At 68.3% G+C, this 26,709-nt stretch carries 22 protein-coding genes and 1 pseudogene; 7 read left to right on the top strand and 16 right to left on the bottom strand.

Annotation, left to right across the window (positions count from 1 at the left end; genetic code table 11):
* Nucleotides 1-104: 104 nt before the first annotated feature.
* Nucleotides 105-998, top strand: a complete 894-nt coding sequence (locus ACAM58_RS19225) for an amino acid ABC transporter substrate-binding protein (protein ID WP_015866708.1) — start codon at nt 105-107, stop codon at nt 996-998.
* A 2-nt stretch (nt 999-1,000) separates the two neighbouring features.
* Nucleotides 1,001-2,317, top strand: coding sequence for an aminotransferase class V-fold PLP-dependent enzyme (locus ACAM58_RS19220; protein ID WP_369663318.1), 1,317 nt, complete (start codon nt 1,001-1,003; stop codon nt 2,315-2,317).
* Here the strand turns inward: ACAM58_RS19220 and ACAM58_RS19215 are convergent.
* The 5 genes from ACAM58_RS19215 to ACAM58_RS19195 all read right to left on the bottom strand — a co-directional run bounded on the left by ACAM58_RS19215 (nt 2,280) and on the right by ACAM58_RS19195 (nt 7,958).
* Nucleotides 2,280-3,191 carry an alpha/beta fold hydrolase gene (locus tag ACAM58_RS19215; protein WP_369663317.1) on the bottom strand — a complete coding sequence of 304 codons (912 nt, stop codon included), beginning with the start codon at nt 3,189-3,191 and terminating at the stop codon, nt 2,280-2,282. The genes ACAM58_RS19220 and ACAM58_RS19215 overlap by 38 nt on opposite strands.
* 97 nt (nt 3,192-3,288) lie before the next feature.
* Entirely contained in the window at nt 3,289-4,524 is a 1,236-nt protein-coding gene (locus ACAM58_RS19210; RefSeq protein ID WP_369663316.1) for an ArgE/DapE family deacylase, read from the bottom strand.
* Between the two features lie 11 nt (nt 4,525-4,535).
* Nucleotides 4,536-6,314, bottom strand: a complete 1,779-nt coding sequence (gene uraD / locus ACAM58_RS19205; protein WP_369663315.1) for a 2-oxo-4-hydroxy-4-carboxy-5-ureidoimidazoline decarboxylase — start codon at nt 6,312-6,314, stop codon at nt 4,536-4,538.
* Nucleotides 6,311-7,282, bottom strand: a complete 972-nt coding sequence (puuE, locus tag ACAM58_RS19200) for an allantoinase PuuE (protein ID WP_369663314.1) — start codon at nt 7,280-7,282, stop codon at nt 6,311-6,313. The genes uraD and puuE overlap by 4 nt, the downstream gene beginning before the upstream one ends.
* Before the next feature lie 10 nt (nt 7,283-7,292).
* Nucleotides 7,293-7,958, bottom strand: a complete 666-nt coding sequence (locus tag ACAM58_RS19195) for a GntR family transcriptional regulator (protein ID WP_230537845.1) — start codon at nt 7,956-7,958, stop codon at nt 7,293-7,295.
* Between the two features lie 90 nt (nt 7,959-8,048).
* Between ACAM58_RS19195 and uraH the strand changes: the two genes are divergently transcribed.
* On the top strand, nt 8,049-8,399 hold the full coding sequence (gene uraH, locus ACAM58_RS19190) for a hydroxyisourate hydrolase (RefSeq protein ID WP_369663313.1): 351 nt from the start codon (nt 8,049-8,051) through the stop codon (nt 8,397-8,399).
* Nucleotides 8,400-8,403: 4 nt separating this feature from the next.
* Here the strand turns inward: uraH and ACAM58_RS19185 are convergent, their stop codons facing one another.
* Nucleotides 8,404-8,916, bottom strand: coding sequence for a hypothetical protein (locus ACAM58_RS19185; protein WP_278875260.1), 513 nt, complete (start codon nt 8,914-8,916; stop codon nt 8,404-8,406).
* Between the two features lie 53 nt (nt 8,917-8,969).
* Between ACAM58_RS19185 and xdhC the strand changes: the two genes are divergently transcribed.
* The 4 genes from xdhC to ACAM58_RS19165 all read left to right on the top strand — a co-directional run bounded on the left by xdhC (nt 8,970) and on the right by ACAM58_RS19165 (nt 14,256).
* The gene (gene xdhC, locus ACAM58_RS19180; RefSeq protein ID WP_369663312.1) at nt 8,970-9,776 is read left to right on the top strand and encodes a xanthine dehydrogenase accessory protein XdhC; all 807 of its coding nucleotides are present in this window, start codon (nt 8,970-8,972) and stop codon (nt 9,774-9,776) included.
* A 224-nt stretch (nt 9,777-10,000) separates the two neighbouring features.
* Entirely contained in the window at nt 10,001-11,206 is a 1,206-nt protein-coding gene (locus ACAM58_RS19175) for a urate hydroxylase PuuD (RefSeq protein ID WP_369663311.1), read from the top strand.
* 78 nt (nt 11,207-11,284) lie between these two features.
* Nucleotides 11,285-12,625: a glycerate kinase gene (locus tag ACAM58_RS19170; protein ID WP_369663310.1), complete on the top strand. Its 1,341-nt coding sequence runs from the start codon at nt 11,285-11,287 to the stop codon at nt 12,623-12,625.
* Between the two features lie 188 nt (nt 12,626-12,813).
* A complete protein-coding gene (locus ACAM58_RS19165; protein ID WP_369663309.1) occupies nt 12,814-14,256 on the top strand; it encodes an NAD-dependent succinate-semialdehyde dehydrogenase in 1,443 nt (480 codons plus the stop codon).
* Between the two features lie 361 nt (nt 14,257-14,617).
* On the opposite strand, the gene mgtA is transcribed toward ACAM58_RS19165, so the two are convergent.
* The 10 genes and pseudogenes from mgtA to ACAM58_RS19115 form a co-directional block, all read right to left on the bottom strand.
* Nucleotides 14,618-17,350: a magnesium-translocating P-type ATPase gene (mgtA, locus tag ACAM58_RS19160; RefSeq protein ID WP_369663308.1), complete on the bottom strand. Its 2,733-nt coding sequence runs from the start codon at nt 17,348-17,350 to the stop codon at nt 14,618-14,620.
* Between the two features lie 209 nt (nt 17,351-17,559).
* Nucleotides 17,560-17,766 carry a hypothetical protein gene (locus tag ACAM58_RS19155; RefSeq protein WP_015866694.1) on the bottom strand — a complete coding sequence of 69 codons (207 nt, stop codon included), beginning with the start codon at nt 17,764-17,766 and terminating at the stop codon, nt 17,560-17,562.
* A 350-nt stretch (nt 17,767-18,116) separates the two neighbouring features.
* Nucleotides 18,117-18,320, bottom strand: a complete 204-nt coding sequence (locus tag ACAM58_RS19150) for a hypothetical protein (protein ID WP_018905350.1) — start codon at nt 18,318-18,320, stop codon at nt 18,117-18,119.
* A 9-nt stretch (nt 18,321-18,329) separates the two neighbouring features.
* Nucleotides 18,330-18,761 (bottom strand): thioesterase family protein, encoded by a 432-nt coding sequence (locus ACAM58_RS19145; protein ID WP_015866692.1) that lies wholly within the window; start codon nt 18,759-18,761, stop codon nt 18,330-18,332.
* Nucleotides 18,761-20,062 carry a TRAP transporter large permease gene (locus tag ACAM58_RS19140; protein WP_369663307.1) on the bottom strand — a complete coding sequence of 434 codons (1,302 nt, stop codon included), beginning with the start codon at nt 20,060-20,062 and terminating at the stop codon, nt 18,761-18,763. Before ACAM58_RS19140 ends, ACAM58_RS19145 begins: the two co-directional genes overlap by 1 nt.
* The gene (locus ACAM58_RS19135; RefSeq protein ID WP_015866690.1) at nt 20,059-20,583 is read right to left on the bottom strand and encodes a TRAP transporter small permease; all 525 of its coding nucleotides are present in this window, start codon (nt 20,581-20,583) and stop codon (nt 20,059-20,061) included. The genes ACAM58_RS19140 and ACAM58_RS19135 overlap by 4 nt, the downstream gene beginning before the upstream one ends.
* 3 nt (nt 20,584-20,586) lie before the next feature.
* Entirely contained in the window at nt 20,587-21,642 is a 1,056-nt protein-coding gene (locus tag ACAM58_RS19130) for a TRAP transporter substrate-binding protein (protein ID WP_015866689.1), read from the bottom strand.
* A 38-nt stretch (nt 21,643-21,680) separates the two neighbouring features.
* Nucleotides 21,681-22,891 (bottom strand): annotated as a pseudogene (locus ACAM58_RS19125) (alpha-hydroxy acid oxidase).
* A 16-nt stretch (nt 22,892-22,907) separates the two neighbouring features.
* Nucleotides 22,908-24,524, bottom strand: a complete 1,617-nt coding sequence (locus ACAM58_RS19120) for an indolepyruvate oxidoreductase subunit beta family protein (protein WP_369663306.1) — start codon at nt 24,522-24,524, stop codon at nt 22,908-22,910.
* 11 nt (nt 24,525-24,535) lie between these two features.
* A complete protein-coding gene (locus ACAM58_RS19115) occupies nt 24,536-26,695 on the bottom strand; it encodes a thiamine pyrophosphate-dependent enzyme (protein WP_369663305.1) in 2,160 nt (719 codons plus the stop codon).
* Nucleotides 26,696-26,709 lie beyond the last annotated feature (14 nt).

Here is a 26,709-nt window from a genome sequence, read left to right as displayed (position 1 = left end):
CTTATTCCATTACAAAAAATCGCTTTTGGAAATTTGAAGTGGCGCCGAAGATTCGCCCCGTGCAGTCCCGCGTACTTCCGGCCTCATCTTCAAAGGAACATTCCATGAACTTCAAACTGTCCCTCGCTTTCGGCGCCAGCATTGCGCTGCTGTGCGGCGCCGCGGCCGCGCAGGAGAGCCCCACGCTACGCAAGATCAAGGAAACGGGCACGGTGCAGATCGGCAGCCGCGACACGCAGATCCCGTTCTCCTACAAGACCGGCGCCGAGAGCGCGCCCATCGGCTTCACCAACGAGATCTGCCTGAAGGTGGTCGACGCCATCAAGGCCAAGCTCGGCCTTTCGAAGATCGAGGTGCGCTACACGCTCCTCAATTCGACCAACCGCATTCCGCTGGTGCAGAACGGCACGGTCGACCTCGACTGCGCGACCACCACCAACACCGTGCAGCGCCAGCAGCAGGTCGACTTTGCGCCGAGCCACTTCGTCACCAACATCACGGCCGCGGTGAAGAAGAACTCGGGCATCAACTCGATCGCCGACCTGCAGGGCAAGACCGTGGCCACCGTGGCGGGCAGCACCTCGATGCAGCTGCTGCGCGGCTTCCGCAAGACCGAGAACATCGAAGTGCAGGAAATCGCGGGCAAGGACACGGCCGATGCCTTCCTGCTGCTCGCGAGCGACCGCGCCGCGGCCTATGTGCTGGACGACGTGCAGCTGGCCGGCCTCATCGCCAACCAGCCCAATGCCGCCGACTACAAGCTGCTGAAGGACGTGCTGCGCCAGGAACCCTACGGCATCATGATGCGCAAGGACGACCCCGAGTTCAAGGCAATCGTCGACCAGGCCGTGACCGAGATGATGAAGTCGGGCTCCATCGACAAGCTCTACGCGAAGTGGTTCATGTCGCCCATTCCGCCGCGCAACGTGAACCTCAACTTCCCGATGTCCGACGCGGTGCGCGAGGCCTACAGGAACCCCAACAACAAGGGCGTTTGAGCATGCCGGCCAACACACGACACGCCAGTGGCCTGGCGTTCCCCGATGCGCTGATGCGCGAGGTGAAGCAGCGCTTTCTCCACGTCGACCACGACCACCACGGGCGCGAGCGCCTCTACTTCGACAATGCCGGCGGCTCGTTCCGGCTCAAGGCGGCGGCCGAGCGCTTCGCGCAGGTCGATGCCATTCCCGACAACGCCGAGCGCATCCACGCCACCGCCGTCGAGCTGCAGCAGATCCAGGCGCGGGGCACCGACGACGTACGCACCATCCTCAACGCGCAGGGCGGCAGCGTCTATGCGTCGCTGACGGCATCGGGCGCGATGTTCGACATGGTGCGCGCGGTGGCCGAGAACGTGCCGGGCACCAACATGGTCACCACCGTGCTCGAGCATCCCTCGTCCTTCGATGCGATGAGCCTCTATGCCCAGAAGGCCGGCCGCGAGCTGCGGGTGGCCAGGAGCAACCGCGAGACCGGCGGCGTCGATGCCGACGAGATCGTGCGGCTGGTGGACAAGGACACCTGCCTGCTCAACGTGATCCATGCCTCGAACATCTCCGGCGCCAAGCTCGACCTGGAGCAGATCGTGCGGCGCGCGCGCGAGATCAAGCCCGATCTCTACATCGTGGTGGATGCCGTGCAGCACGCACCGCACGGCCTGATCGACCTGCAGAAGACGCCGGTGGACGGGATCAACATGGCGCCCTACAAGTTCTTCGGCTGCCGCGGCTCGGGCCTGTCGTGGGTGTCGGAGCGCGCGGCGCAGCTGCCGCACCACAAGCTCGCGGGCAAGAAGCCCGACTTCTGGGACCTGGGCAGCTCGGCCCCGTGGCAGTTTGCCGTGCTCACCGAAATCGTCGACTACGTGTGCTGGCTCGGCGGCCATTTCACGCAGGCCACCGGGCGCCGCGCCTTGTTCGAAGCCGGCATCACGCACATCGAACTGCACGAGCGGGCGCTGCTGTCGGCGCTGCTGGACGGAAGCGGCGGCGTGCCCGGCCTGCGCAGCATCGAGGGCGTGAAGGTCTTCCTCGACCATCCGGACCTGACGAAGCGCGACCTGATCATCGGCATCGGCTTCGAGCACCTCGACTGCACGCAAGCCGTGGTCGAGTACGGCCTGCGCGGCGTGACGGTCTACGAGCGCGTGGCGAGCAGCATCTACTCCAAGCGCATGCTCGACTCCTTTGGCCTCGAAGGCACCGTGCGGGTTTCGCCGCTGCACTGCCACTCGGCGGCCGACATGGAGAAGTTCCTGCGCGTGACGCGGGAGATTGCGCTCAGCGCGAGTGGGCCGCGGACAGGAAGCGCCGGATGACCGGCACCACCTGCGCGAGGTGCGTCTCGAGCAGCCAGTGGCCGCCGTCGGTCAGCACCAGCTCGGCCTTCGGCAGGTCGCGCAGGTAGGCGCGCGCGGACGCCTCGGGCATGTAGCCGTCGTTCGGCCCCCAGACGATGAGCGCGGGCGGTTGGTGCTCGCGCAGGAAGGCCTGGTAGCGCGGGAACCATTCGAGGTTTTCCTTCAGGCCCTCCATCAGCTGGCGCGCGAGTTCCCTGCGCTGCGGCGTGTTCATCAGCGGCCAGTGCAGCTTCCATAGGTCGGGTGGAATCTGCGCCGCCTGGGCCTCGGAAACCTCGCCGACGAACTCGGCGCGAAAGCCTTCTTCGTTCACCGCCTTCTCGAGCACCGCGCGGTTGCTGGCCGACGGATCGCGCCAGAAGGCCTGGATGGCGCGGTACTTGGGGCCGAGCGTGTCTTCGTAGATGTCGCCGTTCTGGATGATCACCGCGGCCACGCGCTCCGGATGCCGGATGGCCAGGCGCAGGCCGATCTGCGAACCGTAGTCGTGCAGGTAGAGCGCATAGCGATCAAGGCCCAGCTTGCGGCAGAAGGCTTCGAGAAAGCCCGCATAGGCATCGAAGTCGAAGCCGAAGGCCTCGGCGGGGGGCGTGTCGCTGAGGCCGAAGCCCGGGTAGTCCGGCGCCACCAGGCGCCACCGGTCCGCCAGCAAAGGCATGAGCCGGCGGTACTGGAACGACGAGCACGGATAGCCGTGCGGCAGCAGCAGCACCGGCGCGTCGCGCGGGCCGGCTTCGCGGTAGAAGACCTGCATCCCGTCGAGCTCGGCGAAGCGATGCACGACCGCATGGGCATCGGCCGTGAGGGTGGGCGTGGAACTGCGTTCGGTCATGCAGCCGATGCTGCGCGCCGGCGCGCGGACCGATGTAGGCGGCGACTGATGCGCGGCGTCGGACGCCCGCAATGCGGGCGCCGCCTGCCGCTTCGGATCAGGCCAGCAGGTCGCTCAGCGTGCGCGCGATCACCTTGGTGGCGCGGCGCAGGTCTTCGAGCACCACGCGTTCGTCGCTGCGCTTGGCATGCGATTCGAGCACCGTGCGCGGGCCGGCGCCGTAGATCACGCCCGGAATGCCGGCTTCGCCGTAGAGGCGCACGTCGGTGTACAACGGCGTGCCCATGGCCTTGATGGGCTCGCCGAACACTTGCTGGCCGTGCTTCTGGATCGCATCGACCAGCGGCTTGTTGCCGGCCAGCGGCTTCATCGAATTGGCGAGCAGCAGGCGCTTGATCTCGACCGTGATGCCGGTGCTTTCCGCGGCCGCATCGGCGATCACCTTGCGGATCGTGGCTTCGACCTCGACCGGGTTCTCCTCGGGGATCATGCGGCGGTCGAGCTTGAACACCACCTTGCCGGGCACCACGTTGGTGTTGGTGCCGCCTTCGACGCGGCCCACGTTGAGGTAGGGGTGCGTGATGCCCTCGACCTTCGAGGTCACCTGCTGGTAGAGCGTGTTCTGCGCATAGAGCGCGTTGAGGATCTTCACCGCGCCCTGCAGCGCATCGATGCCGCTGGTGGGAATGGCGGCGTGGGCCATCTTGCCGTGCACCGTCACTTCCATCTGCAGGCAACCGTTGTGCGCGGTGACCACTTCGTAGCTGAAGCCGGCCGCGATCATCAGGTCGGGCCTGGTCAGGCCCTGCCTGAGCAGCCAGCCCGGGCCGAGGATGCCGCCGAATTCCTCGTCGTAGGTGAAGTGCAGCTCGACGCTGCCCTTGGCGGGCTTGGCCACGGCTTCGAGCGCGCGCAGCGCGAAGGTGAAGCTCGCGAAGTCGCTCTTGCTCACGGCGGCGGCGCGGCCGTAGAGGCTGCCATCGGCAATCTCGCCGCCGTAAGGGTCGTGGGTCCAGCCTTCGCCGGGGGGCACCACGTCGCCGTGGGCGTTCAGGGCCACGGTGCGGCCACCGTCGCCGTCCTTGCCGTACTTGCGGCGCACGATCAGGTTGGTGATCGACTCGAGGCCGTAGTCCTTCACTTCCTGTTCCGGCACCGCGTGCTTCTCGGCGTCCAGGCCGAAGTCCTTCAGCAGCTCTGCCGTGCGCTCGGCGTGCGGCGCGTTGTTGCCGGGCGGCGTGTCGGTGGGCACCTGCACCAGTTGCTGCAGGAACCGCACTTCCTCGTCGAAGTGGGCGTCGATCCAGGCGTCGAGCTTGGCGTAGTCGGTCATGGTTTTTCTTTTCAGTGGGCTTGTTCGGCGGCGAGGCTGTCCAGCAGGTGCTGGAAGGCCTGCACAGCCAATTGAATGTCGTCGTTGGTGCTCGATTCGAGCGGGTTGTGGCTGATGCCCGAGTTGATGCCGCGCACGAAGAGCATGGCCTGCGGCATCACCTCGTGCAGCTTCATTGCGTCGTGGCCGGCGCCGCTGGGCATGCGAAAGAGCGGCACGCCGAGCGATTCGACGGCCTTTTCCCAGCGTTGCTGCCATGCGGGCGCGCTGGGTGCGGCGGCCGCGCGCATGGCTTCCTCGATGACGAAGCGCACGCCGCGGCGGTCGGCAATCTCCTGCAGCGCGGCCAGCACGTCGCGCACCACGGCGTCGCGCTGCGGATCGTTGGGCGCACGGATGTCGAGGCTGAACTTGCAGCGTCCGGGCACCACGTTGATCGAGCCGCTCGGCACTTCGAGCATGCCCACGGTGGCGACGGAGTCGCCGTCCTTTGCCGCGCGCTGCTCGGCGAAGAGGATCAGTTCGGCCACTGCGGCGGCGGCATCGCGGCGCCGGCCCATCGGCGTGGTGCCGGCATGGCTGGCCATGCCGATCATCTCGCCCACGTAGCGCACGCCGCCGTTGATGGAGGTGACGATGCCCAGGGGGATGTCGAGCTCGGTCAGCACCGGGCCCTGCTCGATGTGCACCTCGACGAAGCCGAGGTAGCGCGCCGGGTCGCGCTGGATCTTGGGAATCTCGGCTTCGTCGAGGCCGGCATGCCGCATGGCCTCGCGCATCGTGATGCCGTCGGCATCCTTCTGGTCGAGCCAGCGCTGGTCGAAGTGGCCGATGAGCGCGCCCGAGCCCAGGAAGGTGGCCTTGTAGCGCTGGCCTTCCTCTTCGGCAAAGCCCACCACCTCGAACGCGAACGGCAGGCGCCGGCCCTGGCGCTTGAGTTCGCGCACACAGGCTACGGCCACGAAGATGCCCAGGCGGCCGTCGTACTTGCCGCCGTTGCGAACGGTGTCGTAGTGCGAGCCGGTGAGCAAAGCCTTCGCATTGGGCGTGCTGCCTTCGTAGCGGCCGACCACGTTGCCGACCGCATCGATGTGCACCGAGTCGAAGCCGCAGTCGCGCATCAGGCCGGAAATTTGTGCGGCGCAGGCGCGGTGCGCATCGGTCAGGTAGGTGACGGTGAGCTGGCCTTTCTCGGCGTAGCCCGGGTCGGTGTGCGCCGAGAGCGCTTCGTGCCAGTCCCACACGTCGTTGCCGAGCGAGACGTCGGCGCCGAACTTGTCATTGAGCCGGATCTCGGCGATGCGGTGGATGTTGCGCAGCGCCTCGCCCAGCTCGAAGTCCGGGTGATGGTGCAGCCGGCGCTCGAAGGTGTCGATGATCTCGCGCTTGGAAAGCCCGGTGCCGCGCGGCCCGCGCACCGCCAGGATGAACGGGAAGCCGAACTTCGCGTTGTAGTCGGCATTGAGCTGCTGGATCTTCGCGAACTCTTCGGGCGTGCAGTCGGTGAGGCCGGCCTTGCCTTGCTCATGGGTCGACTCGGCCGTGAGCGTCTTGCTGACCATGGCCTTGCCCGCGAGCTCGGGGTGGGCGCGGATCAGGCCCAGCTTTTCGTCGGTCGAGGCCGCGGCCACCGCCTGCACGAGCGCATGCTTCAGGTGCGCGAGCGAGCGGAACGGGCGCGCCGCGAGCGCGCGCTCGGCGATCCACGGCGAATGTTCGTAGGTGCCGTCGAGCAGCGCCACGGCATCGCCGGGCGTTGCTGCATTCAGTTGGTCGAGGGTCAGGCTCATGACGGGTCTCCGGTGGCGGCCGCTTCGAAGGGATGGGCCTGCTTCCAATGGCGCGCGATGTCCACGCGCCGGCAGATCCACACGCCTTCATGCTGGCCGATGTGATCGAGAAAGCGCTGCAGCGCGGTGATGCGGCCGGGCCGCCCGAGCAGGCGGCAGTGCATGCCGATGCTCATCATCTTGGGGCTGTTGTCGCCCTGCGGATCGCCTTCGGCATAGAGCGCGTCGAAGCTGTCCTTCATGTACTGGAAGAACGGATCGGCATGCGAGTAGCCCTGCGGCAGCGCAAAGCGCATGTCGTTGCAGTCGAGCGTGTAGGGCACGATGAGCTGCGGCACCACGCTGCCGTCGGTCTTCTGCACCTTCATCCAGAAGGGCAGGTCGTCGCCGTAGTAGTCGCTGTCGTATTCGAAGCCGCCGTAGTCGGCCACGAGGCGGCGCGTGCGCGGGCTGTCGCGGCCGGTGTACCAGCCCAGGGCGCGTTCGCCCGTGAGCTTTTCGATGGCTTCCATGCCCAGGCGCATGTGTTCGCGCTCGGTGGCCTCGTCGAGGTTCTGGTAGTGGATCCAGCGCCAGCCGTGGCAGGCGATCTCGTGGCCGAGTTCCTTGAAGGCCGCGGCCAGCTCGGGGTAGCGCGCGAGCGCCATGCCCACGCCGAACACGGTGAGCGGCAGGCCGCGCTTTTCGAACTCGCGCAGGATGCGCCAGACGCCGGCGCGCGAGCCGTATTCGTAGATGCCTTCCATGCTGATGTGCCGGTCCGGAAAGCTCGCCGGATTGAACATCTCGGAAAGGAACTGCTCGGAGCCCGCGTCGCCGTGCAGCGTGGCGTTCTCGCCGCCCTCTTCGTAGTTGAGGACGAACTGCACCGCGATGCGCGCGCCGCCGGGCCACTGGGCATGGGGCGGATTGCGGCCGTAGCCGACGAGGTCGCGCGGGTAGGGCAGGGTGGTGTCGTAGACGGTCATGGGCGTTCGTTCAGGACAGGGCGAGCGAGATGTCGTTGGTGGGCACCTTGCGGTCGAAGGTGAGGTTGGCTTCGACGTGTTCCAGGTGTTCGGTCATGAGGCGCACGGCGCGCTCCTCGTCGCGCGCGGCCAGCGCCTTCACGATGTCGGCGTGCTCGTCGTTCGAGTGCTCGGCCGCGCTGGTGCTCTGGTACATGAGCGTGATGAGGGCGCAGCGCGAGATCAGCTCGCCGAGGATCTGCGCCAGCACCTGGTTGCCCATGAGCTCGGCCATGCGCACGTGGAAGTCGCCGAGCAGTTCGGTGCGGCCCGAGATGTCCTCGCCCGACACCGCGGATTTTTCGAGCGCCACGTGCTCCTTCAGCGCCTTGATCTTGGCCGGCGTGACGGTGCGCACGAACTCGCGCGTCATCTCGGCCTCGAGCATGCGGCGCACCGCGAACACCTGCCTGGCCTCGTCGACGGCCGGGGCCGCCACGAAGGCGCCGCGCGCGGGCTCCAGGCGGATGAGCTTGTTCTGCGACAGCTGGAACAGCGCCTGGCGCACCAGCGTGCGCGACACGCCGAAGTGGTCGGCCAGCTTCTGCTCGGCCAGCTTGGTGCCGGGCTGCAGCCGGTGGTCGACGATCGCCTTGGTGAGCGCGTCGACGATCGAACGGGTGGTGGAGGACTCCATGTTTTTCATGATAGACCCAAAGCCGGTAACTGTATACACTTTTGTCCACCGGAATTTCCCGCAGCTGATCGACCTTCGAAGGAGCGCCCCATGGGCTTGAGCACTCACGTACTGGACACGATGCACGGCGGCCCCGCGGCCGGCATGGAGGTGGCGCTGTACACCACCCAAGGCGACGACGCCACGCTGGTGAAGCGCTTCACGCTGAATTCGGACGGCCGCAGCGATGCGCCGCTCTACGACAACCACTCGCTCAAGGCCGGCACCTACCGGCTGGTGTTCGACGTGGCGGGCTACTTCAAGGTGCGCGGCGTGAAGCTGCCCGAGCCGAACTTCCTCAACAAGGTGTCGCTGGACTTCGGTGTGGCGCACACCGACCAGCACTACCACGTGCCGCTGCTCGTGAGCCCGTGGAGCTACTCGACCTACCGCGGGTCCTGAGGTGTCAATCCCCCTGGGACTGGCCTTCGGTCAGCGTGTCGAGCTGGAAGCGCCCGCTCTTGTCCCACAGCCAGGTGTCGGTCCAGGTGACCGGGCCGAGGCGCGTGGCGGCGGGGAAGGGCGCGGCCTGCAGCACGGCGCGTTCGATCTCGGCGATGACCTCGGGCGCATGCTTGGGCGCGCGCATCCAGTGCATCGACACCACGCGGCCGCCGGCATCGAGGTTCACCTGCAGCGTGCCCACGGCATAGAGCAGCGGCGGCAGCTGGCCGCCGTAGATGCGCGAGCGGTTGATCTCGTAGATGTGGCGCGCGGCATCGCGGCGATAGTCGCGCGCGGTGGCCGCATTCGATGCGCGCGGCGCGGGGCCGCTGGCGCTGCGGTCGGCCGTGGCCCCGCTCAGCTGGCCCGGCACAGAACCGGCGCCGGGGCCGGTGGTGCCGCATCCGGCGATCCAGAGGGCGCAGAGGGAAGAGGCAAGAAGGGCGAGGCGGCGCGGCGTAAGCTGACGGTTCATCGCCGGGTTTATACAGTGAGTCGCGCGCATCCCCGCAACCGAAGGTATCGAGAATGAACGGCTTGGTCGATCAGCTGCTGGCGCGCCTCGCCCGCGAAGACGCGGTGCTGGTGCGCGTCGAATCCACGCAGGGCTCGGCGCCGCGCGAGGCGGGCACCTGGATGGCGGTGTGGGCCGAAGGGCTCACGGGCACCATCGGCGGCGGCCAGCTCGAATTCCAGGCCACGCGGGAAGCGCGCGAACTGCTCGCGGGGCGGCGCGCCATCGACGGCATCGAGCGCTACCCGCTCGGCCCGAGCCTGGGCCAGTGCTGCGGCGGCGTGATGTTTCTCTCTTACCGGCGCATCACGGCGGCCGATGCGCCGGTGCTGCAGCGCGAACTGGTCGGGCAGCTTCAGCCGGTGGCGCTGTTCGGCGGCGGCCACGTGGGCGCTGCGCTTGCGCGGCTGCTGGCGGGGCTGCCGTTTACGGTGCGCTGGATCGACAGCCGCGACGGCGTGTTTCCCGATGCGCTGCCGGCGCAGATCGAGACCGAGCATTCCGAGCCCGTGCAGGACGCCGTGGCCGCGCTCGCGCCGGGCAGCCGCGTGCTGATCATGAGCTTCAGCCACGCCGAAGACCTGGACATCGTCATCGCCTGCCTCAAGCGCCTGCGCACGCATGGCGACTTGCCCTACATCGGCCTGATCGGCAGCAAGACCAAGTGGGCCACCTTCAGCCACCGGCTCGAGGCGCGCGGCTTCAGGCCCGAGGAACTGGCGCGCATCACCTGCCCGATCGGCGTGCCCGGCATCACCGGCAAGGAGCCCGAGGTGATCGCGGTGGCAGTGGCGGCACAGTTGTTGCAATCACTGGGCTGAACAGGGTTTTCCCGGCGGCGACGCCTTCAAAAAAAGCATCCCGCCACTTGCCAAAACTGTATACACTTTCGGTCCACAACAAGCCGCAGCGGAGCGAGGCCCATTTCATGGAGCCTGCGTTCGCGGCACTTTCTCTGCTTACAGCGCCCGCAGTGGTGAGCAGGCTGAAGAAACCCCTTCGCGGCGCCCCCACGCGCCGACGGGGTTGAGAGAGAGCACCACACATGGAAAGCTATTACCTCGACTGGGCCAACCTGCTGCTGCGCTGGGTCCACGTCATCACCGCCATCGCCTGGATCGGCGCCTCCTTCTACTTCGTGATGCTGGACAACAGCCTCGAGAAGCCGCAAGACCCCGAGTCGCTCGACAAGGGCGTGGGCGGCGAGCAATGGGCCGTGCATGGCGGCGGCTTCTACAACATGCAGAAGTACGCGCTGGCGCCCAAGCGGCTGCCGGACCACCTGCACTGGTCGTACTGGGAGAGCTACTCCACATGGCTCACGGGCTTCGCGCTCTTCACCATGTCGTACCTCTGGAACGCCAGCACCTACCTGATCGACAAGTCGAAGATGGACTGGCAGCCGGGCGCCGCCATTGGCGTGGCGCTGGCTTTCTTCGTGGTGTTCTGGATGGTCTACGACGGCATCTGCCAGATCTTCGGCCGCCGCAAGAACGGCGACACCATCGTGGGCGTGCTGATCGCGCTCTTCATCGTGTTTGCGACCTGGCTGGCCTGCCAGTGGTTCGCGGGCCGTGCGGCCTTCTTGCTGGTGGGCGCGATGATGGCCACCACGATGAGCGGCAACGTGTTCTTCTGGATCATTCCGGGCCAGCGCAAGAACGTGCAGGCCCTGCGCGAAGGCCGGCCGGTCGATCCAGTGCACGGCCAGCGCGGCAAGCAGCGCAGCGTGCACAACACCTACTTCACGCTGCCGGTGCTGTTCGCGATGCTGAGCAACCACTACAGCTTCACCTACACGAACAAGTACAACTGGATCGTGCTGCTGCTGATCATGCTGGGCGGCGCGGCCATTCGCCAGTTCTTCGTGGTGCGGCACCGCTTCAAGCTCGGCAACGCGGGCAACCCGCTGCCCTATGCGCTGATCGGCATCGTGGTGCTGGGGCTCACCATCGTCTGGATGAAGCCCGAGCCGGCGGCCGCGCCTGTGGCTGCGGCAGCAGCGCCCGCCGTGGCATTCAAGGACGTGCAGAAGGTGCTCGAGCAGCGCTGCTTCATGTGCCATGGCGAGGCCGTGCAGATGAAGAACGTGCGCGTCGATTCGCCCGAGCAGGTGGCGGCGCATGCGCAGGCCATCTACCAGCAGGTGGTGGTCACGAAGATCATGCCGATGAACAACGCCACCGGCATCACCGACGAAGAACGCGCGCTGATCGGCCGCTGGTTCCAGGCCGGCGCCAAGACCAACTAGCTGGATTGGACAGTGACCGCGGTCAAGAGAGCCGGCCGCCGTTCGCCGCACAATCGCCCGATGGAGACAAAGCAAGCCATGACCGCATCGAACCCTTCCTTCGGCCCCGCACCCGATCCGCGCGAAGCGCCGCGCGCCTTCCTCGAACATCTCTACCGCGTGGCGGTGGACCGCGCGCTGCCGCTGTCCACGCTGGGCGCGCATTTGCCCAAGCCGCCCAAGGGCCGCACGCTGGTGCTCGGCGCCGGCAAGGCGGGCGGTTCGATGGTGCAGGCGCTCGAGGCCCTGTGGCCGGCCGATGCGCCGCTGTCGGGCCTGGTCGTCACGCGCTACGACCACATCCCGCCGCGCCCCGAGGGCGTGCCGCAGCGCATCGAGCTCGTCGAGGCCGCGCATCCGGTGCCCGATGCGGCGGGGCAGCAGGCGGCGGCGCGCATCCTCGCGCTCGCGCAAGGCCTCACGGCCGACGACCTCGTGCTGTGCCTGATCTCGGGCGGCGGTTCCTCGCTGCTCGTCTTGCCGGCCGAAGGCCTCACGCTGGCCGACAAGCAGCGCATCAACAAGCAGCTGCTCGACAGCGGCGCCGGCATCGGCGAGATGAACTGCGTGCGCAAGCACCTCTCGCGCATCAAGGGCGGCCGTCTTGCGGCGGCGTGCGCGCCGGCGCGCGTGGTGACGCTCACCATCAGCGACGTGCCCGGCGACGATCCGGCCGTCATCGCGAGCGGCCCCACGGTGCCCGACGCCACCACCTGCGCCGACGCGCTGGCCATCCTCGACCGTTACGGCATCGAAGTGCCGGCACCGGTGCGCGCGCAGCTCGAAAGCGGCGAGCTCGAAACCCCGAAGCCGGACGACGCGGTCTTCAACGGCCATGAAGTCCACCTGATCGCCACGCCCCAGCAATCGCTCGAAGCCGCGGCCAAGGCGGCGCGCGCGGCCGGCATCGAGGCGCACATCCTCAGCGACGAGATCGAAGGCGAATCGCGCGAGGTCGGCAAGGTGCATGCCGCGCTGGCGCGCGCCGTGGCCCACCGCGGCCAGCCGTTCGCGCGGCCCTGCGTGATTCTTTCGGGCGGCGAGACCACGGTGACCATTCGCCCGCGCCAGCCTGGCCAGGCCAAGGGCCGGGGCGGGCGGGCCGGCGAGCTGTGCATGGGCCTGGCCGGCGCGCTCATGGGCCAGCCGCAGGTGTGGGCGCTGGCGGCCGACACCGACGGCATCGACGGCGTGGAAGATAACGCCGGCGCCTTCGTCACGCCCGACACGCTGGCGCGTGCCAGCGCGGCCGGCAGGAAGCTGTCGGACCACCTCGACCGCAACGACGCGTACGGCTACTTCGACGCGATCGGCGACCTGTTCGTGACCGGCCCCACCAACACCAACGTCAACGACTTCCGCGCGCTGCTGATCCTGTAGCGGCCGTCACGGCGGCAACGGCAAAAGGGGCCGGTTTCCCGGCGCCGGCGGGTTTGGCGAACTCGGGTTAATCTATGCACCCGGCGGCAATTTGCCGCCGTTGTCGCAAGCGCACCTTCCGGGTGCCGCGCCGCGCACCCAGATTTCCCCTTTTCACCATCATCCAGTCCTCGAAGGAAAAGTTCGCCATGACCGCCACCTACACCGACACCCGCCTGCTGATCGACAACGAATGGGTCGACGCCACCGGCGGCAAGACGCTGGACGTCGTGAACCCCGCCACCGGCAAGGCCATCGGCAAGGTGGCGCATGCCAGCATCGCCGACCTCGACCGCGCCCTGGCCGCCGCCCAGCGCGGCTTCGAAAAGTGGCGCAACACGCCCGCCAACGAGCGCGCCGCCGTCATGCGCCGCGCCGCCGGCCTGATCCGCGAACGCGCCCCTGAAATCGCCAGGCTGCTCACGCAGGAGCAGGGCAAGCCGCTGGCCGAAGCCAAGGGCGAAACGCTGGCTGCCGCCGACATCATCGAGTGGTTCGCCGATGAAGGCCGCCGCGTCTACGGCCGCATCGTGCCCTCGCGCAACCTGGCCGCGCAGCAGCTGGTGATCAAGGAGCCGCTGGGCCCGGTCGCCGCGTTCACGCCCTGGAACTTCCCCATCAACCAGATCGTGCGCAAGCTCGGCGCCGCGCTGGCCACCGGCTGCTCGTTCCTGGTGAAGGCACCCGAAGAAACCCCGGCCTCGCCGGCCGCGCTGCTGCAGGCTTTCGTCGATGCCGGCATTCCGCCCGGCACCGTGGGCCTGGTGTTCGGCAACCCGGCCGAAATCTCGAACTACCTGATCTCGCATCCGATCATCCGCAAGGTGACCTTCACGGGCTCCACTCCGGTCGGCAAGCAGCTGGCCGCGCTGGCCGGCTCGCACATGAAGCGCGTCACCATGGAGCTGGGCGGCCACGCGCCGGTCATCGTGGCCGAGGACGCCGATGTGGCGCTGGCCGTGAAGGCCGCGGGCGCCGCCAAGTTCCGCAATGCGGGCCAGGTCTGCATTTCGCCGACCCGCTTCCTGGTGCACAACAGCCTGCGCGAGGAATTCGCCCGCACGCTGGTCAAGTACACCGAAGGCCTGAAGCTCGGCGACGGCCTGGCCGAAGGCACGACCCTGGGCCCGCTCGCCAACGCGCGCCGCCTCACGGCCATGGCCCATGTGCTGGACGATGCGCGCAAGAAGGGCGCCACCGTGGCGGCCGGCGGCGAACGCGTCGGCGACACCGGCAACTTCTTCGCGCCCACCGTGCTGACCGACGTGCCGCTCGATGCCGACGTGTTCAACAACGAGCCCTTCGGCCCGATCGCGGCGATCCGCGGCTTCGACACGCTGGAAGAAGCCATCGCCGAAGCCAACCGCCTGCCGTTCGGCCTGGCCGGCTATGCCTTCACCCGGTCGATCAAGAACGCGCACCTGCTGAGCCAGAAGCTCGAGCTCGGCATGCTGTGGATCAACCAGCCCGCCGCGCCCTCGCCCGAAATGCCCTTCGGCGGCGTGAAGGATTCGGGCTACGGCTCGGAAGGCGGCCCGGAGGCGCTCGAGGCTTACCTGAACACCAAGGCTGTCTCGATCATGAGCGTCTGAGCGGCCCCGTTCGGTCCGCTCCGGTTCTTATAAAAAACGGCATCGCTTTGCGGCGGTGCTTTTTTTTTGTCCTTGTTTTTTCGGGGCGCGCTCCCGCCGACGGGGTACCTTGCTCCGCGAATGTCCTCCGGCCTGCGGCCTCCCCCTTGATTTCGCTGCGCAAGGCACCCCATCGACGGGAGCGTGATCAGAGCACTGGTTGATCAGCGGTGCACCACGAGCGTGCCCAGGTGCACAGGGCATCGGGTGCTCCCCGCAGCGAAATAAAGGAGGAGCCGAAGGCGGGGGACATTCGCGGAGGGGAGTACCCGGTGGCCTGTGCACGCGCCCTGAACAACAGCGCCAAGAACAAAGCAAAACATCACTGCCACCCAAACCGCCGCGCATACCACCCCTTGACCGCCTGCGTGAGCGTCGCATACCCCGCCAGCATCGCTGCGAGCCATGGAAAGTAGGCCAGCGGAAGCGCCTGCAGCCTGAAGTAGTGCGCGAGCCGCCCCATCGGCAGCCAGATGCCCGCCGCCGCAATCGCCGCGCCCATCGCCAGCAGCGGCCAGGCTGCGCGGCTTTGCAGGAACGGGATCTTGCGCGTGCGGATCAGGTGCACGACCAGCGTCTGCGACAACAGGCCTTCGATGAACCAGCCCGACTGGAAGAGCGCCTGGTGCGCCACCGTGTTGGCCGAGAACGCGAACCACATCACGGCGTAGGTCAGGATGTCGAACACCGAGCTCAGCGGCCCGAAGAACAGCATGAAGCGGCCCAGGTCGGCCGGGTTCCAGCTCTGCGGCTTGCGCAGGAACTCGGCGTCGACGTTGTCGAACGGAATCGCGATCTGCGACACGTCGTACAGCAGGTTCTGCACCAGCAGATGCAGCGGCAGCATCGGCAGGAAGGGGAGGAACGCGCTCGCCACCAGCACCGAGAACACGTTGCCGAAATTCGAGCTCGCCGTCAGCTTGATGTACTTCAGCATGTTGGCAAAGGTGCGGCGGCCTTCCACCACGCCCTGCTCCAGCACCATCAGGCTCTTCTCGAGCAGGATGATGTCGGCCGATTCCTTGGCCACGTCCACCGCGCCGTCCACCGAGATGCCGATGTCGGCCGCACGCAGCGCGGGCGCATCGTTGATGCCGTCGCCCATGAAGCCCACTACGTGCCCGTTCGCATGCAGCGCACGCACGATGCGCTCCTTGTGCGCGGGCGTGAGCTTGGCGAACACCTGGTGCCGCTCGACCAGCGCGCACAGGCCGGCGTCGTCCAACTCTTCGATCTCGCGGCCCGGCACGACCCGGCCAACCTCGATGCCCACGTCGCCGCAGACCTTGCGCGCCACCAGCTCGTTGTCGCCCGTCAGCACCTTCACGGCCACGCCGTGCTCGGCCAGCGCGCGCAGCGCGGGTGCGGTCGACTCCTTCGGCGGATCGAGAAAGGCGACATAACCCAGCAGCGTGAGCGCCGTTTCGTCGGCCACGCCGTAGGCCACCTGGGCCTGCCGTTGCGTCCCGGCGGCCAGCACGCGGCTGGCCACGGCCACCACGCGCAGGCCCTGGGTGTTGAGCTCCGACGCGATGGCGTGGATGCGTGCGAGCAGGCCGGCGTCGAGCGGCAGCACGTCGTCGCCGCGCTCGACCGAGCTGCAGACCGAGAGGATCTCTTCCAGTGCGCCCTTGCAGACCAGCAGGTGCTCGCTGCCGCCGTTCTCGACCACCACCGACATGCGCCGGCGCGCGAAGTCGAAGGGCACCTCGTCGATCTTGCGCCAGGCCGTCTGCAGCCGCGTTTCCAGCCGCACCTCGGCATGGTTCAGCACCGCCTTGTCGAGCAGGTTCTTCAGGCCGGTCTGATGGAAGCTGTTCAGGTAGGCCATCTGCAGCACGTGGTCCGAGGCCTCGCCCCAGGCGTTGGTGTGGCGCTCCAGCACGATGCGGTCCTGCGTCAGCGTGCCGGTCTTGTCGGTGCACAGCACGTCCATGGCGCCGAAGTTGTGGATCGCTTCGAGCCGCTTCACGATCACCTTCTGCCGCGACATCACGACCGCGCCCTTGGCCAGCGCAGCGGTCACGATCATCGGCAGCATCTCGGGCGTGAGGCCCACCGCGATCGACAGCGCGAACAGCGCCGCCTCCCACCAGTCGCCCTTGGCCAGGCCGTTGATCACCAGCACCAGCGGCGCCATCACCAGCATGAAGCGGATCAGCACCCAGCTCACGCGGTTGATGCCGGCCTGGAACGCGCTGGTGCCCTGGTCGGCGGCGGTCACGCGCTGCGCCAGCGCGCCGAAGAAGGTGCGGTTGCCCGTGTGCACGATGAGCGCGGAGGCGGTGCCGCTGACCACGCTGGTGCCCATGAAGAGCAGGTTGTCGCGCTCGAGCACGCCGGCTTCATGGCTGCCGCGGTCGATGCAGAACTTCTCCACGGGCATCGCTTCGCCGGTCAGCGCCGACTGGCTGATGAACAGGTCCTTGGCCGCGAGCAGCCGGCAGTCGGCCGGGATCATGTCGCCGGCCGAGAGCGCGATCACGTCGCCCGGCACCAGGTCGCGCATCGGCACTTCGATGCGCAGCGCGCTCGCAGCGCCGGGCGTGGGCCGCAGCACGGTGGCGGTGTTGCTCACCATCGCCTTGAGCCGCTCGGCGGCCTTGCCGGAGCGCGATTCCTGCAGGAAGCGCAGCACGGTCGACAGCACCACCATGCTGCCGATCACGAGCGCGGCCTTCATGTCCTCGGTCACGTAGGAGACCAGCGCCAGCACGGTCAGCAGCAGGTTGAACGGATTGCGGTAGCACTGCCACAGGTGCGTCCACCACGGCAGCGGCTGCTCGTGGCGCACCTCGTTGCCGCCGAACTGCCTGCGCAGCGCCAGGGCCTCGTCTTCGGCCATGCCTTGCGGCGAACTGTGGAGGCTTGCGAGCAGTGCGGCGGCATCGGCGCGCGATGCGGCGGACAGTGCCTGGGCGATGCCGGACGGCATGGCCGCCGAGGCGGTGCCCGCGGGCTTCGGGCCCAGCAGTGCCTGCCAGCGCTCGAAGTGATGCAGCATGCGGCGGCTGCGCAGGAAGCTCTCGAAAAAGGACTTCAGGACGTTCTTCATTTTTTATTCCTTCACGGCGCCGGCCGCGAAGGGAAGAACCTCCCGCGTCAATCAGGCGTGGGAATCCCCTTGCGGCGCGGCGCGCTGCATTTCGGTGTGGCCGGTCGGGCGGAAGAGGGGTGGCGCGCAGGGGCGCCCATGAGAAGCGGGGTCCATCGGGCCTCCTTGTTTCTTGCGTGTCGTGCGGCGGGAGGTGGCAGTGCGGCGCGTCAGCGCTGCCCGGCGCGCGGCGGCCGCTCGAGCAGCAGGAAGAAGCTGCGGATGCGCCGCGTGGTCCAGAGCGCGGCGGCGCGATCCAGCATTTCGTTGTCGATGTCCTGCGCCGTGACCGCGCGCGCAGGCGCAGACGCAGACGGGCGAGCGGTTTCCTGCACCGGCTGCTTTAGCTGTTGCTGACGAGACTGGAATTGGCGCATGGCAAGGCTCCTTCGCAATGAAGGGCCCCGTGCACGGACACACGCAAGCTGACTGAAAAAGTCAGTGACGAAGAACGGCGGGATTCGGAAGAGGGAGCCGCCCGCCTCGGATGGCGAACGGGTCAGGCTGCGTGCACGGCGGCCGCAGCGCAAAAGAGCCTGCGCTAGAGGGCCGGATGTGTCACGCCTGCCGAGGCACGCGTCTTGTCACTGATCCAACTGGCACTGTCCACGCACGGGGCTCCGAAATAAAGATGCGGGATTGTTGCACCGCACCACAACGAGCGTCAACCTTTTTGGCTATGTCCCGCGGCGGCGCCGGGTCGTTGCCGGGCCGCGGCCGAACTGGCTCAGTAGCACTGGAACAGCACGCCGGCCTCCGCGGGCGCCTTGCCGAGCCAGCGCGGCGTCTGGCCCTTGGCGCTGCAATGGTCGGCGGCCTGCGTGTACGTGGGTGCGCGCAGCACGCCTTCGCGCACGGGCACCACCTCGTTGGGGAGCGTCGAGCAGCCGGTGACGAGCAAAGCGAGCGGAAGAAGAGTGCGCCAGTTCATCGGGCCATTCTAAGACGCGGCCTCGTCGCAGAGCGCCCGGATGGACGGCGGAATCGGCACCGCGCGGATGCCGCCGCCTTCGCGCCTGGCCGCGAAGATGCGCACCTCCTCGCATTCGAGGATCAGCTCGTCGCCGCGCAGCACGCGGTAGGCCTGCACGAAGCTCTTGTCGCGCCACTCGGTGACGCGCACCGCGATCTGCAGCGTGTCGCCGTAGCTCGCGGCCTTGACGAAGCGCGTGTGCGTGTCGACCAGCGGCGTGCCGATCACGCCCAGCGTCTCGGCCGTTTCTTCCCAGCGCGGCACGCCGCATTCGGCAAAAAAGTGGCGCGACGCCGCATCGATCCAGCGGAAGAAGTTGGGGAACCAGACGATGCCGGCGGGATCGCAGTCGCCGAACTCGACGCGTGCGGTGTAGATGATTTCCTTGGCCATGCTCATCAGTTCATTCTCGTCGGCAGCCACAGGGCAATGATGGGGAACGCGATCAGGATCACCAGGCGCACGATGTCCGTCACGATGAACGGCAGCACGCCCTTGAAGATGGTGGTGAAGCTCACGTCCTTCACCACGCTCTTGATCACGAACACGTTCATCCCCACCGGCGGATGGATCAGCCCCAGTTCCACCGTCATCACGATGATCACGCCGAACCAGATCGGATCGAAGCCCAGGTGCACGATCACCGGAAAGATGATCGGCACCGTGAGGATGATCATGGCCATGGCGTCCATCAGGCAGCCCAGCACCAGGTACATCAGCATGATGAGCGCAAGCACGCCGTAGCGGCCGATGCCCAGGCCGGTGAGGAATTCGGTGAGCTTCTGCGGGCTCTGCGTGATGGTGAGGAAGTAGCCGAACAGCAGCGCGCCGATCAGCACCGTGAACACCGCCGCCGCCGTGCGCGTGGCCGACAGCAGCGCCTCGCGGATCTTCGGGCCGTCGAGCTTGCGCCGCAGCAGCCCGAGGATGAAGGCGCCGCTCGCGCCCACGCCGCCGGCCTCGGTGGGCGTGAAGAAGCCGCCGTAGAGCCCGCCGATCACGAACACGAACAGCACCAGCGGCGCCCACACGTTCTTCAGGTCATCGAGGCGTTCCGACCACGGCTTGACCTCGCCGCCGGGCAGCCAGCCGGGCCGCGCCTTCACGATGATCGCGATGGTCAGCACGTACATCGCCATGGCCAGGATGCCGGGCACGATGCCGGCCATGAAGAGCTTGCCGATGTCCTGCTGCGTGAGGATGGCGTAGACCGCGAGCACCGTCGAAGGCGGAAGAATGGCGCCCAGCGTGCCGCCCGCGGCGATCACGCCGGTGGAGAACGACTGCGGGTAGTTGAAGCGCCGCATCTCCGGATAGGCCACCGCCGAGAAGGTGGCGGCCGTGGCCACCGAGGAGCCGCAGATCGCCGCGAAGCCGCCGCAGGCCACCACGGTGGCCACGCCGAGCCCGCCGCGCATGTGGCCGATCATCGAGTTGGCGGCCTTGAAGAGTTCGCGGCTCACGCCCGACACCGACACCAGCGCGCCCATCAGCATGAACATCGGGATCACGCCGAAGGTGTAGTCGGTCACGGTGCGCATGGAGGTCTGGCCGACCAGCTTGAGCGCGGGCCCGGGGCCCACGAGATAGCTGTAGCCCGCCACGCCCACGAGGCCCATCGCCATGCCCACCGGCACCCGCAAGAGCATCAGCGCGAAGAGGACCACGAAGCCAAGAATCGCAACTGCATCGGGGCTCATTCATCGGCTTTCTGTTCAGCGTGGACTTCTTCCAGCTGCTCGGGATGGAAGATCAGCCGATAGGTGCGGATGGCGATCAGCAGCACCGCGCACACGTCGCCGGCCCAGGCCACGGCATAGAACGGCCAGGTGGGAATGTTCATGTCGTAGGTCAGCACGTTGTCCACGTAGGTGCCGCGCACCTTGTCGAACAGCATGGCCGTCTGCACCGCCACCACGAACAGCAGCACCAGCGTGGCGAACACGTCGATCACGCGCTTCATGCGCGGACCCGCGGCCGTCCACACGAGGTCGACCGTGATGTGGCCGCCGCGGTAGCTGGTGGCCGCAATGCCCCAGAAGATCAGGATGCCCAGCAGCATGCGGCCGAAGTCGTAGGCGTCGGGGATCGAGGTGTCGAAGAACTTGCGCAGCACCACGGCCACGAAGATGTTGAGCGCGACGATCCCCACGAAGATGGCGGCAAGCCATTCGATCGTGTTGATCGCGCGGTCCATGTAGCGGACGGACCGGGCAGCCATCGCTCAGAGCGCCGACTTGTACTTGGCGAGGCTGGCCTTGAGCGCATCCATCACGGCCTTTGGATCCTCGCCCGCCTTCTTCACGGTGTCGGCCCACTGCGCCTCGGAAGGTGCTGCGGCCTTGCGCCAGGCATCGAGCTGCTCCGGCGTGAGCTTGTAGACCTCGTGGCCCGGCTGCGCGGCGATCTTCGCGCGCCCGCCGAACTCGAAGTCGGCCCACGGCCCGGCCACCTTCTGGGCCCACTCGCTGGTGCAGTGCTCGTCGATCACCTTCTTCTGGCCGGCGGACATGGCGTCGTACTTGCCCTTGTTCATCACCCAGACGAAGGGCGTGACGTAGAGCGGCGCGTCCATGTGGTACTTGACCACCTTGTCGATGCCGAACAGGCCGATCGATCCCCAGGGGAAGGTGATGGCATCGGCCACGCCGCGCTCCAGCATGTCACGCGACTCGGGCGCCGAGGCCTGCACGTTGGTGCCGCCCAGCGAGGTGATCAGCTGGCCCACGGTGCTGGTGGCGGGCCGCACCTTCATGCCCTTGATGTCGGTGGGCAGCGTGATCTTCTTGCGCGAGTGGAAGGTGCCGGGGTCGTGCACGAACGCGAAGCAGTACTTCACGTCCTTCATTTCCTTGGCCGCGTAGTTGCGGTACCAGGCGTCGATGGCGGCCGAGCCCTCCTTGCCGTTGGCGAACAGGAAGGGCAGCGACGCACCCGCCATCACCGGAAAGCGGCCGGGCTGGTAGCCGGGGTTCACGTAGGCGAAGTCGGCGATGCCGTCGCGCGCCATGTCGTAGTGGTCGAAGGCCTTGCCGAGCTGCTCCGATGGAAACAGGATCGCGGTGATGCTGCCGTTCGACGCCTTCTTGATGTCGTCGGCCCAGGCCTGCAGCGCGGGGTTGAGCGGATGCTGCGCGGGCACCCAGCTCGAGAGCTTGATCTGCACGGCCTTGTCCTGCGCCTGCACGGCGGGCGTGCCGAGTGCAAGGGCGGCGCAGATGGCGATCAGGGCCGGCGCAGCGGGGCGCTTCGGATGATGGGGGTGGCGGTGGGTTTTCATGGTCTCCTTCGTTATGTTTCTGAACTAATCCGTGCAATCTAGGCAGCGGCGCGCGCCGCGTAAATGGCGGTTTCCCTTGCAGGGTTTCCTTGGGCGGCGGCTCGGGCCGGCCGACGTGGCGCAGCCCGAGTTCGGCCGCGCGCGTGGCGCCGAGCAGCGTCATGGTGCGTTCGATTTCCTGCGCCAGCAGCTGCAGCACAGAGAGCGCGCCTTGCTCGCCGCCGCAGGCCAGGCCGTAGAGCGGCGCACGTCCGGCCAGCACGCCGCGCGCGCCCAGTGCCAGCGCCTTCACCACGTCGCTGCCGCGCCGGATGCCGCCGTCCATCAGCACCGGAATGCGCCCGCCGGCGGCATCCACCATGGCGGGCAGCACGGCGATGCTCGCGGGCGCCGCATCGAGCTGGCGGCCGCCGTGGTTCGACACCACGATGCCGTCCGCGCCGTGGCGCACGGCGCGCCGCGCGTCCCCGGCGCCGAGCAGGCCCTTGACCAGCAGCGGGCCGTCCCAGAGCTTGCGCAGCCAGGCGAGGCTTTCCCAGGTGAGCCGGCGGTCCATGGTGCGCGAGAGCAGCGCGGCCTGCGCCTGCGCCTGCGCGGACACGGGCGCGCCGTCGTCGTCCGGCAGCAGGTTCGCGAACTGCGGCATGCCGCTGCGTGCGAGCCGCATCAGCCACGCCGGATGGCGCGCCATGTCGAGCACGGTGGCGGGCGTGAGGCGCATCGGCAACCGGAAGCCGTGCCGCAGGTCGCGCTCGCGCAGCCCGCTGACCGGCACGTCGACCGTGAGCACCAGCGCCTCGAAGCCGGCCGCGCGTGCGCGCCGCACGATGCGCTCGGCAATGGCGCGCTCGCCCATCACGTACAGCTGCATCCACAGCGTGGCGTCGGGCGCGGCCGCGCGCACGTCCTCGATGCGCGTGTTCGATGCGGTTGAGAGAACGAAGGGCACGCCCGCGCCCTGGGCCGCGCGGGCCAGCAGGGCGTCGGCGCCGGGGCGCACCAGGCCGGCCAGGCCGATGGGCGCGACCGCGAAAGGCGCGCGCCAGCGGCGGCCGAACAGTTCGATGCCGATGTCCACCGTGCTGGTGTCGCGCAGGCATTCGGGAATCAGCGGCAGCTGTTCGAGCGCATCGCGGTTGCGCTGCAGGCAGCGCTCGTCCTCGGCACCGCCGTCGACATAGTCGAACACGAGGCGCGGCAACATCCGGCGCGCACGGCGCCGGTGGTCTTCGACATTGAGCAGCGGCATCGTGGGTGCCTCGGCCTCAGGCGCTGCCCGCGGGCTTGCGCTTCATCCAGCGGATCGGCTGGGCCTTGACCGGGCGGGCGGGCGCGCCGTGCGCCACCAGCGCGGCATCGAGCGCGCGGCCGGCATCGTCGGCCAGCGCGGCGGTGCGCGCCGCCGCCACCGATTGGGCGCGCTCGGCCGGCGCCACGCCGGGCTGCGCCGCCAGATGGCCGGCCAGGTGCAGCAGGTTTTCCTTGCCGCGCTCGTTGGTGCTGCCATAGCCCTTGATGAGCCGGCCGCACAGCGCAAGCTCGTGGCCCAGTGCCCAGGCCTCGCGCGTGCCGGCCTCCACCGCCGCGAGCCAGCGCTCGATCAGTGCCTGTTCCTCGGCAAAGCGCTGGCCGCGGCGGCGCAGCCACTTCAGCGATGACAAGAGGCGCAGCGACGCCATGCCGGCCACCGAATGGCTGCCCACCTTCAACGGCAGCGCCCAGGGCACGAGGCCGCGGGCCTGCCTGCCGCGGTCCCATGCGGTGACGCGGCGCGCCAGGCCCGGCGGCAGCAGCGCGGCGAACTCGGCCGCGCCGGGCTTGAAATGGTCGTAGACCTTCACGATGTCTTCCTCGGCCGCGCGCACTTCATGCCGCACGCGCTGCGCACGGCTGGCGCGGCCCTTGAGCGCGGCCACGCGCACGATGTCGTCGAAGGCCATCCACAGCGCGAGCCAGCGCGCGGCTTCGCGGGTGGTGGCAAAGCCCTGCGCGCCGGCCGGGTCGGCCGCGCGTTCGGCATCGAGCACCCGGCCCAGCCGCTCGGCGTAGAGCGCGGCGTAGGCGGCGTCCTGGTAGTCGAGCACGCGCGCATGGCCGAGCGCGAGCATGTCGTGCACGGCGGGCGGAAAGCGCTGCGCCAGTTCGTCCGGCAATGCGCGCGGCGGTGGCGGCGCGTCGCGGGTGTCGGCGGCCAGCACGCTGCTCACGAAGGCGGCCTGCGCGCGCGGCGTGCCCACGGCCTCGAAGCCGGCCGCAAAGCCGCGCAGGCTGGCCGCGGCCATCCTGCCCAGCTTCTCGGGCGCGCGGGCGTCGCCGCCGCGCACCACGTGTTCATAGGCCTCGCGCGGGAACGGGAACAGGCCGCTGCCCGCGATGGCGCCGAGCATCACCGCGCTGACCACCGTGCCCGTTTCGCGCGCCATGGCGTTCATGTCGAACACATGGTGTTCGCGGCTGAAGGCCTTGACCACGTCGACGAGGCGCTGCGCATCGGCGCGGCCGTCGCCGGGCTGCATGCGCTCGGCGGTGGTGAAGATGCGCGCCGACGAACTGATGACCAGCGTGCGCAGCGGCGCGCTCATGCCGTTGCCGATCTGGCGCGCGGTCTCGAGCAGCTCCGACGACACGATGGCGTCGAGCGCGCCCGGCACCGGGCTCAGGCTGAACACCGGGCGCCGGCCGGCCAGCTGCGCGAGCGGCACCGGGAACACCTCGATGTAGTAGGTGGTGGCGCCGGTGCGCTGCGCCACGCCCGGAATCGACGTGCTCTGCGCGGCATGGCCGGCATGGCGCGCGATGTCGACCAGCCATTCGGTGAGCACGCCGCCGCCTTCGCCGCCCAGGGCGCAGACGAGCAGGGAGATGGGGCGGTTCTGTTCCATGTGGTCGTCTCTCATGCGGGTTGCAGCACGCGCACCACGGCGCCGCGCAGCGTGTGCAGCAGGCGCTCGTGCCACTTGGGGTTCTGCACCACCTCGGCGCGGTAGAAGCTCGGGCACAGCGTGGCCGCATGCGCGTTCTCGCCGCACAGGCCGCAGCCCACGCAGCCGTCGATCACGGTGGCCACGGGGTCGACCTTGAGCGGATCGGGGTTGTCCTTGAGCGTGAGCGTGGGGCAGCCCGACAGGCGGATGCAGGCGTGGTCGCCGTTGCACACGTCCTCGTCCACGCCGTACTTCACGCGCACCACGCGCTCGCCCTTCTTGAGCAGGCCGGCAATCCAGGGCTTGATGCGGCGCTGCCGCTCGAGCTGGCATTCGCCCTCGGCAATCACCACCTTGAGGCCGTTGAAGTCGCTGGTGAGCGCCTCGGTCAGCGTCTTGCGCATGCGCTCCACGTCGTAGGTGGTGACGGTGCGCATCCACTGCACGCCCAGGCCTTTCAGCGTGGCCTCGATGGTCTGGTTCTTGTCGACCAGGCTCTGCTGCTTGTCGACGGCGCGCTCCTTCGTCTCGTCGTCGGGCGTGGAGATGATGTCCTGCGTGCCGGTGGCCGAGGTGTAGCCGTTCTTGAAGATCAGCAGCACCGCGTCGTCGCCGTTGAAGAGCGCGCTCTGCACGCCGGTGAGCAATCCGTTGTGCCAGAAGCCGCCGTCGCCCATGATCGACAGGGTGCGGCGGTTCATCATGGGCGCCACGCCCGCGCGGCTTGCCAGGCTCATGCCGTAGCCGAGGATCGAATGCCCCATCGAGAAGGGCTCGAAGGTGCCGAAGGCATGGCAGCCGATGTCGGCCGCGATGTGCACAGGCCCGGTCTCCTGCTGCGCGAGCTTGAGCGCCGAGAACACCGGCCGCTCGGGGCAGCCGACGCAGAAGCTCGGCGGCCGGTTGGGCAGCAGCGTCTCGAGCTGGCGCGCCACCGCCTCGCGGCGCTCGCGGTTGCCGGCCAGCCAGGCCTCTGCGGAAGACGAAGCTTCGCCGCTCTCGATGTACTTCGCGGCGAACGCGCCGAGGCCGCCCGCGAGCACCTCGACGCCGTATTCGCCGGCCGCGGGCAGCATGTCCTTGCCGTGCAGCGGCGTCTGGATGTCGCGCCGGCGCAAGAGGGTGGCGATGTCCTGCTCGATGTATTCGGGCTGGCCTTCCTCCACCACCAGCACGGCGCGCTTGCCCAGGCAGAAGTCGGCCACCTGCTCGGGCACCAGCGGGTAGGTCACGTTGAGCACCAGGATCGGAATGTCGGTCTCGCCGAAGGCATCGGCCAGGCCCTGCTGCTGCAGGCTGCGGATGAGCGCGTTGTAGAGCCCGCCCTGCACCACGATGCCGAGGTCGGCATGCCGGCCGCCCGGCACCAGCTCGTTGAGCCCGTGCTCCACGATGTAGCGCCGCGCCGCCGGAATGCGCTCGTCGCCCTTGAGTTTTTCATGGCGGAAGGTGACGGGCGGATGCGCGAGCCGCATGTAGTCGAAGCCCGCGGGCTCGCTCATCAGCGCGCGGGTCGAGACGGCGGGCGCGATGTTGTCCCTGCACTCGAAGCTGCCGCGCACGTGGCAGGTGCGAATGCGCAGCTCCATCAGGCAGGGCATGTTGGAGGCTTCCGACAGGCGAAAGCCTTCTTCCACCATGCGCACCATCACGCCCAGGTCGGGCCGCGGATCGAGCAGGCACATGCTCGACTTGAGCGCATAGGCATGCGTGCGCTCCTGGATCACGCTGGCGCCTTCGCCGTAGTCCTCGCCCACCACCACCAGCACGCCGCCGGTCACGCCGGGCGACGACAGGTTGGAGAGCGCATCGGCCGCCACGTTGGTGCCGACTATCGACTTCCAGGTGACGGCGCCGCGCAGCGGGTAATGAATGGAGGCGCCGAGCATGGCCGCGGCCGAGGCTTCGTTGGAGCAGGCTTCCACGTGCACGCCGAGCTCGTCCATGTAGGCCTTGCCCTGCACCATGACGTCGAGCAGGTGCGACACCGGCGCCCCCTGGTAGCCGCCCACGTAGGCCACGCCCGACTGCAGCAGGCCCTTGGTGATCGCGAGGATGCCCTCGCCGTGGAAGGTGTCGCCGGCGCCCAGGCGCAGCAGCTCGACTTCCTTGCTGAATGAAACTTCCATCGTGTCTCTTTTTT

This window comes from Variovorax sp. V116, from assembly GCF_041154435.1.
In the GTDB taxonomy this organism is placed as follows: domain Bacteria; phylum Pseudomonadota; class Gammaproteobacteria; order Burkholderiales; family Burkholderiaceae_C; genus Variovorax; species Variovorax paradoxus.
Note: the sequence above shows the minus strand (reverse complement) of the source record. Positions and strands in the feature narration are given on the sequence as shown.

What these genes read in the sequence shown, in the direction of transcription:
- ACAM58_RS19135 (WP_015866690.1), bottom strand. Translation starts at nt 20,583, where the DNA reads ATGGCTGCCCGGTCCGTCCGCTACATGGACCGCGCGATCAACACGATC.
- uraD (WP_369663315.1), bottom strand. Translation starts at nt 6,314, where the DNA reads ATGAGCCTGACCCTCGACCAACTGAATGCAGCAACGCCCGGCGATGCC.
- ACAM58_RS19115 (WP_369663305.1), bottom strand. Translation starts at nt 26,695, where the DNA reads ATGGAAGTTTCATTCAGCAAGGAAGTCGAGCTGCTGCGCCTGGGCGCC.
- ACAM58_RS19140 (WP_369663307.1), bottom strand. Translation starts at nt 20,062, where the DNA reads ATGAGCCCCGATGCAGTTGCGATTCTTGGCTTCGTGGTCCTCTTCGCG.
- ACAM58_RS19220 (WP_369663318.1), top strand. Translation starts at nt 1,001, where the DNA reads ATGCCGGCCAACACACGACACGCCAGTGGCCTGGCGTTCCCCGATGCG.
- ACAM58_RS19225 (WP_015866708.1), top strand. Translation starts at nt 105, where the DNA reads ATGAACTTCAAACTGTCCCTCGCTTTCGGCGCCAGCATTGCGCTGCTG.
- puuE (WP_369663314.1), bottom strand. Translation starts at nt 7,282, where the DNA reads ATGACCGTCTACGACACCACCCTGCCCTACCCGCGCGACCTCGTCGGC.
- ACAM58_RS19185 (WP_278875260.1), bottom strand. Translation starts at nt 8,916, where the DNA reads ATGAACCGTCAGCTTACGCCGCGCCGCCTCGCCCTTCTTGCCTCTTCC.
- ACAM58_RS19210 (WP_369663316.1), bottom strand. Translation starts at nt 4,524, where the DNA reads ATGACCGACTACGCCAAGCTCGACGCCTGGATCGACGCCCACTTCGAC.
- uraH (WP_369663313.1), top strand. Translation starts at nt 8,049, where the DNA reads ATGGGCTTGAGCACTCACGTACTGGACACGATGCACGGCGGCCCCGCG.
- xdhC (WP_369663312.1), top strand. Translation starts at nt 8,970, where the DNA reads ATGAACGGCTTGGTCGATCAGCTGCTGGCGCGCCTCGCCCGCGAAGAC.
- ACAM58_RS19150 (WP_018905350.1), bottom strand. Translation starts at nt 18,320, where the DNA reads ATGAACTGGCGCACTCTTCTTCCGCTCGCTTTGCTCGTCACCGGCTGC.
- ACAM58_RS19195 (WP_230537845.1), bottom strand. Translation starts at nt 7,958, where the DNA reads ATGGAGTCCTCCACCACCCGTTCGATCGTCGACGCGCTCACCAAGGCG.
- mgtA (WP_369663308.1), bottom strand. Translation starts at nt 17,350, where the DNA reads ATGAAGAACGTCCTGAAGTCCTTTTTCGAGAGCTTCCTGCGCAGCCGC.
- ACAM58_RS19155 (WP_015866694.1), bottom strand. Translation starts at nt 17,766, where the DNA reads ATGCGCCAATTCCAGTCTCGTCAGCAACAGCTAAAGCAGCCGGTGCAG.
- ACAM58_RS19165 (WP_369663309.1), top strand. Translation starts at nt 12,814, where the DNA reads ATGACCGCCACCTACACCGACACCCGCCTGCTGATCGACAACGAATGG.
- ACAM58_RS19175 (WP_369663311.1), top strand. Translation starts at nt 10,001, where the DNA reads ATGGAAAGCTATTACCTCGACTGGGCCAACCTGCTGCTGCGCTGGGTC.
- ACAM58_RS19145 (WP_015866692.1), bottom strand. Translation starts at nt 18,761, where the DNA reads ATGAGCATGGCCAAGGAAATCATCTACACCGCACGCGTCGAGTTCGGC.
- ACAM58_RS19215 (WP_369663317.1), bottom strand. Translation starts at nt 3,191, where the DNA reads ATGACCGAACGCAGTTCCACGCCCACCCTCACGGCCGATGCCCATGCG.
- ACAM58_RS19120 (WP_369663306.1), bottom strand. Translation starts at nt 24,524, where the DNA reads ATGGAACAGAACCGCCCCATCTCCCTGCTCGTCTGCGCCCTGGGCGGC.
- ACAM58_RS19170 (WP_369663310.1), top strand. Translation starts at nt 11,285, where the DNA reads ATGACCGCATCGAACCCTTCCTTCGGCCCCGCACCCGATCCGCGCGAA.
- ACAM58_RS19130 (WP_015866689.1), bottom strand. Translation starts at nt 21,642, where the DNA reads ATGAAAACCCACCGCCACCCCCATCATCCGAAGCGCCCCGCTGCGCCG.